3 protein-coding genes and 1 pseudogene are annotated in these 3,914 nt (G+C 65.7%); all 4 read left to right on the top strand.

What is annotated here, in order from left to right:
- Positions 1–302: 302 nt before the first annotated feature.
- A pseudogene (locus ABZV34_RS37505) lies at positions 303–776 on the top strand (transposase); the annotation flags it as partial.
- Entirely contained in the window at positions 725–1,249 is a 525-nt protein-coding gene (locus tag ABZV34_RS37500; protein WP_356287182.1) for a DDE-type integrase/transposase/recombinase, read from the top strand. The pseudogene ABZV34_RS37505 and the gene ABZV34_RS37500, both read left to right, overlap by 52 nt.
- A 515-nt stretch (positions 1,250–1,764) precedes the next feature.
- A complete protein-coding gene (locus ABZV34_RS37495; RefSeq protein ID WP_356287179.1) occupies positions 1,765–2,172 on the top strand; it encodes a hypothetical protein in 408 nt (135 codons plus the stop codon).
- Positions 2,173–2,484: 312 nt separating this feature from the next.
- Positions 2,485–3,474 (top strand): hypothetical protein, encoded by a 990-nt coding sequence (locus tag ABZV34_RS37490; RefSeq protein ID WP_356287176.1) that lies wholly within the window; start codon positions 2,485–2,487, stop codon positions 3,472–3,474.
- The last annotated feature ends 440 nt before the right edge of the window (positions 3,475–3,914 follow it).

Here is a 3,914-nt window from a genome sequence, read left to right as displayed (position 1 = left end):
CCCGGACACGCCTACTACCAGCGGAAAGTCTCCGAAGGGAAGACCAGCAAGGAGGCCAAGCGCTGCCTGAAGCGTCGCCTGGCCGATCATGTCTGGAAGGTCATGCTCGCCGACGAACGACGAGCCCAATCTCCCGCCGCCACACCTTGACAAGACACAGAGGCACCCCCGGGATGCGGAGTGTGTTGACAGAGAGTCAGATGGGACTCATGAGAGAAACTTCGACCATGGCCGCTCCCAGAAAGTACTCGCTGGAGTTGCGTGAGCGTGCGGTACGGATGTAACGCACCTCCGAGACGAAGCCGCAGATCAAGAAACTTGCTGTCGATCTCGGCGTGCATCCGGAGGCCCTGCGCGGCTGGATCCGGCAGGCCGAGGCGGACGCCGGCGAGCGGGATGACCGGCTCACCACCGACGAGCGAGCGGAGCTCGCCGCGCTGCGCGAGGAGAACGTCCAGCCCAAGCGGGGGAACGAGGTCCTGCGGACGGCTTCGGCGTTTTTGCGGCGCAGCTCGACCCGACCCGGCCCAGGTGACGGCGCTCGTCGACGAGCACCCGCACCTGGGGGTCGAGTGCGTACTCCGGGAACTTTCCATGGCCTCTTCGACGTACTACCGTCGGCGTCGTGCCGAGCGCGAGCCGTGCGAACGCCGGCGCCGGGACGTGGAACTCACCGAGCAGATCAAGGAGATCCATGCCGGCTCGGGCGGGATGCGTGCATGCCGTGCTCAAGCGCGAGGGCGTCCACGTGGGCCGTAAACGGGTCGAGCGCCTGATGCGCGAGGCCGACATCGCGGGCATCAGCCAACGCCGAAGCGGCTTCACGCGTCGCGATCCCAAGGCCACACTCGCCCCGGATCTGGTCGCGCGGGACTTCACCGCACCGGCGCCGAACCGGCTGTGGGTCGCCGACCTCACCATGATCACCACCGGTGAGGGGCCCTTGTGGCTCTCGGCGATCCGGGACGCGTTCTCCCGCCGGGTGGTCGCCTGGGAAACCTCCGCCCGCGCGGACGCAGACCTGGTCCTGACCACCCTCGAGTACGCGCTCGCGAGCCGGGAAGCCGAACCGGGCAAGCTGATTCACCACGCGGTTCACGGCTGTCAATACACATCCGTGAAGCTCACAACTCGACTGCTGCGAGCGGGAGGTGCAGCATCCATGGCTTCGGTCGGGGACAGTTACGACTGTCAGTCTTTTCGCACCGGGTCCCGCAAGGATCGGGTAGCCCCGGCTGAGGCGGTCTGACTCTTGCTTGCAACCAATCCGTCTGAGTCGGCCGGCGCACTGTAGACCCGTAGCACCGGCCCGTTGTGGAGGGGGCCAGGCCGGGTGGGCTGACATCTGCTGAGCGGTCCTGTGCACGGTTCGTCTGCGCCGCAGCCGACGAAAGCCAGCCACGACGGCGCGTGCGCCAACCGATTAGGCGCCCGGATGGCTCGCTGCACCCCCACCGGCCTCAGCCAAGTTGCTTCTTGCTGGTGGCTGGCTGATCGCTGAATGCCGCTCGCCCAGTACAGCCACAACTGATCACGGGCGGCCGTGACCTACCGGCCGCCTTATCGATCAACGCCCTGACCTGCTGCTGAGCTGTCGGTAGCTGTCGACGTTGGTCAACGCTGAGCGCCCTTCCACGGCCCTAGCTAGAGACGCCGGAAGGACATCGAACGGCGAACCAGCAGGCCGAAAACACGCTGGTCGACCGCTTGATCGAATGTTAGCGTTCACCAGTCTTATCGTGATCATTAAGGGGGAGATTCTGCATGGGGATGTTGCGGAAAAACACTGCTGCTCTGCTGGCTGCCGTAGCGCTGGCGACAGGGGGAGCCATTACCACGGCGACTCCGGCTTCGGCTGCCCAGACCTGTCCGGCGGACAACCTGTGCTTGTACTCATCCACCGGTTTCAATGACATGAAGATGCGGACGGTGCAGACCAGCGTATGTTTCGCGCTCTCGACGTTCCAGCTCATCGGCGACCGACACATTATGTCCTATGACAACAACCTCTCGGTCAAGGCAGTGCTTTGGCACACTCGCAGCCTTGACCAGAGCTGGATAAGCGACGGCGCCATCAGCGCTGGCGGATTCAGCAGTAACACAGGTGGCAATTTCAACGACGCAGTGGTCGTGTGCACCGGTGGCCGAAGCCCCTACTGGCCCGGCATCTGATCCTGATATCGGTCCGTGACAGCAGGGGATTGGCCACCCACTCGGGCCTGGCGGAACGTGGCCTCAGTCGTAAAAGGTCGGCCGGAAAGGGAGACGGCGGGCCTGTCTGCGGCCGGCCCGCCGGGACGAATCTCGCTCGACGTCGTGGGCACGCCGCCGTGCAACCTTTGGCATTTCCGGCGCAGTCGGCCCGGACCTGTTCGGTAGGCCACGAGCATCTGGCGCCCCCGCCCGCTACGAACAGGCCCACGATCGCGTAATCGGCTGCTCCGACAGGGGACCGGCCCGACCTACTACCCCGGGGACATCAGGGTGCTGAAGCGCGTCTGTTCGGTGGTGGCCGCATCGCTCGTACTGTTCGGCGGGGGGCCACTCGCGCTCGCGTCGCCGGCTTCGGCGGTCTCACCGACTTTCGAGTACGAGGTGACACGCACAGCGGCCGCGTACCGGGACATACCGGGGACCGATGTGACGTTCACCGCTGCGGCGGGTGAGAAGTCCTATCTATGGTCGCGAAATCTCTCGGTGGCGAACGTGACGGCCCTGGGCAGCGGGGACAACATCGGATCCACCGTGGCGGTACGGTGCGGCCATTCCGACGGCACAGCGCTCCCTGCCGACTCCGAGGCCGGGGCGTACTGGGCGGCCAACCTGGTGCCGCCCGGAGAGAGGTCCGTGTCCCCCGCACTGCGCTGGGTGTTCACCGCGCCCGGTGCGGGGTCATACAAGTGCCTTCTTTCTGTGACCAGTTATTCCACGATCATCCAGGGTGGGCGCCGTGTGACGATGAAGGTGCCGGCCGGTGCGGAACTGACTCGGGGCACGTATGCGTCGACAGCGCGTTGGACGCTGCCCGCGACCAGCGCCGTGGTGATCGCGCGCGGGGCGACGCAGACCACCCTCGGATACACCTACACGCCTGGCAGCGGTGACGACGTCACGGTAGTGCAGGATGCGGCCTTGACGACCTGCGTCGCTGGCTCCACGATCTGCGCGGGCGGTTCGACGGCCTACACCGGAACGCAGGCCGAGACCTGGATCGAAGCCCAACCGCAGAATCCCGATGGGAGCAAGTGCGGTGAACCGATCACCGGCCCCGTGGCGCAGTGGAGCATCTCCACTGCCAAGCATCACCAGACCGCTACGAACGTCCTCCACCTCGTCAGATCCCAGCTCGGCGGGTGTACCCAGCTACGCGTTTCGCTCAAGTTGAGTAACGCCGAAGGCAATCCGCTCAATCTCCATGGGGGGTACGCCTCGGGTCAGATCGCCGCGACCCACGGTCTTGCCTTCACGTACTGACCCATCATGATGTCAGCGTGGAGTGTCCGACTGCGGGACAAAACCGATGAACGTGGGCTAACGCCGCCTTACAAACGGGCGCCCGCGGACCATCTGCGCAGGTGAGGGCGCACCAGCCCGGGGCGGGGCCGCCGACCAAGTCGCTTCGGGACGTAGAGGCCATCCACCCAAGGCCTCACCACAACGCCTCCGCCATCACCGCTCGCGCTGACGGACGTCACCAGGCGGCGCGGCTGAGGCCCGGTGATGAGTGAACTGACCAGGTGCTGCTCGACCAGTAGCTGCAGATCTCCCGGCTGAATGCGTCGGCCTCGTCCAGGGTGTCCGTTGACAGAATGGTGCGGGCTAGTGCCACGTCAGGCAATGTTTGCCCTATTGCGATGTGACTCGCCGCTCGGGTGCTCTTCCGGGCGGCGTCACCGTCAAGCCGGTCGGGCGGG

Origin of the sequence: Streptomyces sp. NPDC005195 (assembly GCF_040608315.1) — a bacterium.
GTDB lineage: Bacteria > Actinomycetota > Actinomycetes > Streptomycetales > Streptomycetaceae > Streptomyces > Streptomyces kaempferi.
Note: the sequence above shows the minus strand (reverse complement) of the source record. Positions and strands in the feature narration are given on the sequence as shown.